Source organism: Cupriavidus sp. WS, assembly GCF_000395345.1.
Taxonomy (GTDB): domain Bacteria; phylum Pseudomonadota; class Gammaproteobacteria; order Burkholderiales; family Burkholderiaceae; genus Cupriavidus; species Cupriavidus basilensis_B.
Genome location: NZ_AQPL01000258.1, coordinates 1 through 4151, shown reverse-complemented (window position 1 = coordinate 4151; position 4151 = coordinate 1). Strand labels below are relative to the sequence as shown.

3 protein-coding genes are annotated in these 4151 nt (G+C 68.6%); all 3 read left to right on the top strand.

Annotated elements, in window-relative coordinates; genetic code table 11:
* Positions 1 to 197: 197 nt before the first annotated feature.
* The 3 genes from argH to K206_RS0120925 all read left to right on the top strand — a co-directional run bounded on the left by argH (position 198) and on the right by K206_RS0120925 (position 4090).
* Complete coding sequence (gene argH, locus K206_RS0120935; RefSeq protein WP_029043887.1) at positions 198 to 1607, top strand: argininosuccinate lyase; 1410 nt, start codon at positions 198 to 200, stop codon at positions 1605 to 1607.
* Positions 1608 to 1811: 204 nt separating this feature from the next.
* Positions 1812 to 2354 carry a TRAP transporter small permease subunit gene (locus K206_RS0120930; protein ID WP_029043886.1) on the top strand — a complete coding sequence of 181 codons (543 nt, stop codon included), beginning with the start codon at positions 1812 to 1814 and terminating at the stop codon, positions 2352 to 2354.
* The gene (locus K206_RS0120925) at positions 2354 to 4090 is read left to right on the top strand and encodes a TRAP transporter large permease subunit (protein WP_029043885.1); all 1737 of its coding nucleotides are present in this window, start codon (positions 2354 to 2356) and stop codon (positions 4088 to 4090) included. The genes K206_RS0120930 and K206_RS0120925 overlap by 1 nt, the downstream gene beginning before the upstream one ends.
* Positions 4091 to 4151 lie beyond the last annotated feature (61 nt).

Below are 4151 nucleotides of genomic sequence, written 5' to 3'. Positions count from 1 at the left end.
CGCCGGCCATCGGCGCCGCGGCGCGCCCGCCCGGCCGGCCCCGGCACGCCGCCGGCGTCCGCGCGGCCTGCCGCCGGCGCCAGCCACAAGCCGGGCTGGGAAGGCGGCGGCAGCGATATAATCGCTGTTTCCCCGATTTTCCCGCTCGCGCCGCGGTGCCGCCGCCGGCCTGCGAGCCAACCCAGCCTTACCCGCCCATGACCTCCCAACTTGCCAAGAAAGGCGAAGCCTGGTCCGCCCGCTTCTCCGAACCGATGTCCGACCTGGTGAAGCGCTACACCGCTTCGGTGTTCTTCGACAAGCGCCTGGCGCTGTTCGACATCCAGGGCTCGCTCGCGCACGCCGCCATGCTGGCCAAGCAGGGAATCATCGCCGAGGCCGACCGTGCCGAGATCGAACGCGGCATGGCGCAGATCCGCGCCGAGATCGAGGCCGGCGGCTTCGAGTGGAAGCTCGACCTGGAAGACGTCCACCTCAACATCGAGGCGCGCCTGACCGCGCTGGTCGGCGACGCCGGCAAGCGCCTGCACACCGGCCGCTCGCGCAACGACCAGGTCGCCACCGACATCCGCCTGTGGCTGCGCAGCGAGATCGACGCCATCATCGGCCTGCTGGGCGCGCTGCGCGGCGCGCTGCTGGACCTGGCCGAGAAGAACGCCGACACCATCCTGCCCGGCTTCACCCACCTGCAGGTGGCGCAGCCGGTCACCTTCGGCCACCACCTGCTGGCCTACGTGGAGATGTTCACGCGCGACGCCGAGCGCATGGCCGACTGCCGCCGCCGCGTCAACCGCCTGCCGCTGGGCGCCGCCGCGCTGGCCGGCACCAGCTACCCGATCGACCGCGAGTTCGTGGCGCAGCAGCTTGGCTTCGACGGCGTGTGCCGCAACTCGCTCGACGCCGTGTCCGACCGCGACTTCGCCATCGAATTCTGCGCCGCCTCGGCGCTGGTGATGACCCACGTCTCGCGCTTCTCCGAGGAACTGGTGATCTGGATGAGCCCGCGCGTGGGCTTCATCGACATCGCCGACCGCTTCTGCACCGGCAGCTCGATCATGCCGCAGAAGAAGAACCCGGACGTGCCCGAGCTGGCGCGCGGCAAGACCGGCCGCGTCAACGGCCACCTGGTCGGCCTGCTGACGCTGATGAAGGGCCAGCCGCTGGCGTACAACAAGGACAACCAGGAAGACAAGGAACCGCTGTTCGACACGGTCGACACCGTGGCCGACACGCTGCGCATCTTCGCCGACATGGTGCCGGGCATCTCCGTCAAGCCCGACAACATGCGCGCCGCCGCGCTGCAGGGCTACGCCACCGCCACCGACCTGGCCGACTATCTGGTCAAGCGCGGCCTGCCGTTCCGCGACGCGCACGAAGCCGTGGCCCACGCCGTGCGCGCCTGCGACGACCGCCGCTGCGACCTGGCCGACCTCACCGTGGCCGAGCTGCGCGAGGCCACCGGCCTGGGCGACAAGGCCGCGCTGATCGGCGACGACGTGCACGCGGTGCTGACGCTGGAAGGCTCGGTCGCGGCGCGCGACCATGTCGGCGGCACCGCGCCGGCGCAGGTGCGCGCGGCGATCGCCGCCGCGCGCGCGGCGCTTTGAGCGAAACGCCGTCCGCCGATGTAGGTTCCACGTAAGCCGCGCATCGCGCAAGAGCCGCCAGGGCGCATGCCCTCGGCGGCTTTTTCATTTGTGCCGCCGGTTCGCGCCGCCGATCTTTGCGCAATGCGGTAGGTATTAGCCCCAAGCGCCGATGCATTTTGTTACAGATAAACTAATCGGCGCAAAAACAGGGGGAGACAACCCATGTACTACTTGCTTGGTCTGTCACGGCAGATCGACAGGTTGAATCAGCACACGGGCAGGCTTGCAAACATCATGATCCTGCTGTCGTGCCTGATCAGCGCGGGCAACGCCCTGCTGCGTTACGGCTTCAACCTCAGCGACAACTGGCCGCTCGAACTGCAGTGGTACATGTTCGCCATCGCCGTGATGTTCGGCGCGTCGTACACGTTCCAGCGCAACGAGCACGTGCGCGTGGACCTGATCTACGGCAACGTGTCCGAGCGCGCGCAGCACTGGATCGACATCTTCGGCATCGTCGTCTTCCTGCTGCCTTCGTGCGCGCTGTTCGCGTGGCTGTCGTGGGAATCCCTGTTCCTGCCCTCGTGGCGCATCCTCGAGCAATCCGGCAACTCCGGCGGCCTGCCGCGCTACCCGATCAAGCTGGTGGTGCCGCTCGGCTTCGCCCTGCTCGGCCTGCAAGGCGTGTCCGAACTGATCAAGCGCATTGCCGCCCTCAAGGGGCTGGTGCGCATCGAATCGAAATACGAGAGGCCGGTGCAATGATGATTCCGTTGGAATATATGCCGCCGCTCATGTTCGGCGGCCTGGTGGTATTCATGCTGATCGGCTTCCCGGTCGCATTCTCGCTGTCGGCGGTCGGCCTCGCGTTCGGCTTCCTCGCCATCGAGTGGGGCTATTTCCCGGTCAGCTTCCTGCAGGCGGTGCCGAGCCGCGTGTTCGGCAGCGTGCTGGCCAACGAGCTGCTGCTGGCGATCCCGTTCTTCACCTTCATGGGCGCGATCCTGGAGAAGTGCGGGCTGGCCGAGGACATGCTCGACTCGATGGGCCAGCTGTTCGGCCCGGTGCGCGGCGGCCTGGGCTACTCGGTCATCATCGTCGGCTTCATCCTCGGCGCCATCACCGGCACGGTGGCGGCCCAGGTGATCGCGATGGCGATGATCTCGCTGCCGGTGATGATGCGCTACCGCTACAACATGAAGTACGCCACCGGGGTGCTGGCGGCGTCGGGCACCATCACGCAGCTGGTGCCGCCGTCGCTGGTGCTGGTGGTGCTGGCCGACCAGCTCAAGACGCCGATGGGCAGCGCCGACGTGGGCAGCATGTACCTGGGCGCGTGGGGCCCGTCGGTGGTGCAGATCGCGCTGTTCGCGCTCTACACCTTCGTGCTCGCGCGCATCAAGCCGGACTGGCTGCCGCCGGTGCCGGCGGAAGAGCGCACGCTGCGCGGCTGGGCGCTGTGGCGCAAGTGCCTGCGCGGCATCGTGCCGTGCGCGGTGCTGATCTTCCTGGTGCTGGGCACCATCATGCTGGGCATCGCCACGCCCACCGAGTCGGGCGCGATGGGCGCGGTCGGCGCGCTGGTGCTGGCGGTGCTGCGCAACCCCGGCTTCGGCAAGCTCGACCGCGCGCTCTACCGCACCGCCATCGCCGCCACCGGCATCGCCATCGTGGCCGGCTTCTTCGCCTTCGGCTCGCACCTGTTCCGCATTCCGCTGGCGGTGGTCTACCTCGTCATCGCCTGGCTGCTGCTGCGCGCCGGGCAGCTGACCGACCTGCGCGTGCTGATCGTCGACGCCTACCAGTCCACCGCGCGCATCACGGCGATGGTGGTGTTCATCCTGATCGGCTCGACCTGCTTCTCGGTGGTGTTCCAGGGCGTGGACGGCGGCGCGTGGGTGGAGCACATGTTCACCTCGCTGCCGGGCGGCTGGATCGGCTTCCTGCTGGTGGTCAACCTGTTCATCTTCTTCCTGGCGTTCTTCCTCGACTTCTTCGAGATCGCCTTCATCGTGGTGCCGATGCTGGCCCCGGTCGCGGTCAAGGTGCTGGCGCCGGTGGTGGCCGACTCGATGGGCGGCAACCCGGAGGCGGCCGCCACCGCGGCGCTGGTGTGGTTCGGCGTGATGCTGTGCGTGAACATGCAGACCTCGTTCATGCACCCGCCGTTCGGCTTCGCGCTGTTCTACCTGCGCGGCATCGCCCCCAAGGAAGTGAAAAGCGCGGACATCTACTGGGGCGCGCTGCCCTGGGTCGGCCTGCAGCTCATCATGGTGGTGATGGTGATGTTCTGGCCGGGCATGGTCACGATGTTCCTCGACAAGGGCTCGCTGCACCATAGCAACGCGGCGGAGGTGTCGATCCCGCTCGGCGGCGACAGCGGCGGAGCCTCGGCGCCGCCCTCGGGCGCGGCCGGCGGCGCCGGCACGCTCGAGCTGCCCTCGGCCCCGGCGCAGGACGAGCCGGCCGCGCCGCAGTTCGAGTTCGACAAGAAGAAGTGAGCGGGATGGGTGTCCTGCGCGGACAAGGGCCGCGCGGCGCGGCTTTCAGGCTGGCGGAGGG

What these genes read in the sequence shown, in the direction of transcription:
- K206_RS0120925 (WP_029043885.1), top strand. Translation starts at nt 2,354, where the DNA reads ATGATTCCGTTGGAATATATGCCGCCGCTCATGTTCGGCGGCCTGGTG.
- K206_RS0120930 (WP_029043886.1), top strand. Translation starts at nt 1,812, where the DNA reads ATGTACTACTTGCTTGGTCTGTCACGGCAGATCGACAGGTTGAATCAG.
- argH (WP_029043887.1), top strand. Translation starts at nt 198, where the DNA reads ATGACCTCCCAACTTGCCAAGAAAGGCGAAGCCTGGTCCGCCCGCTTC.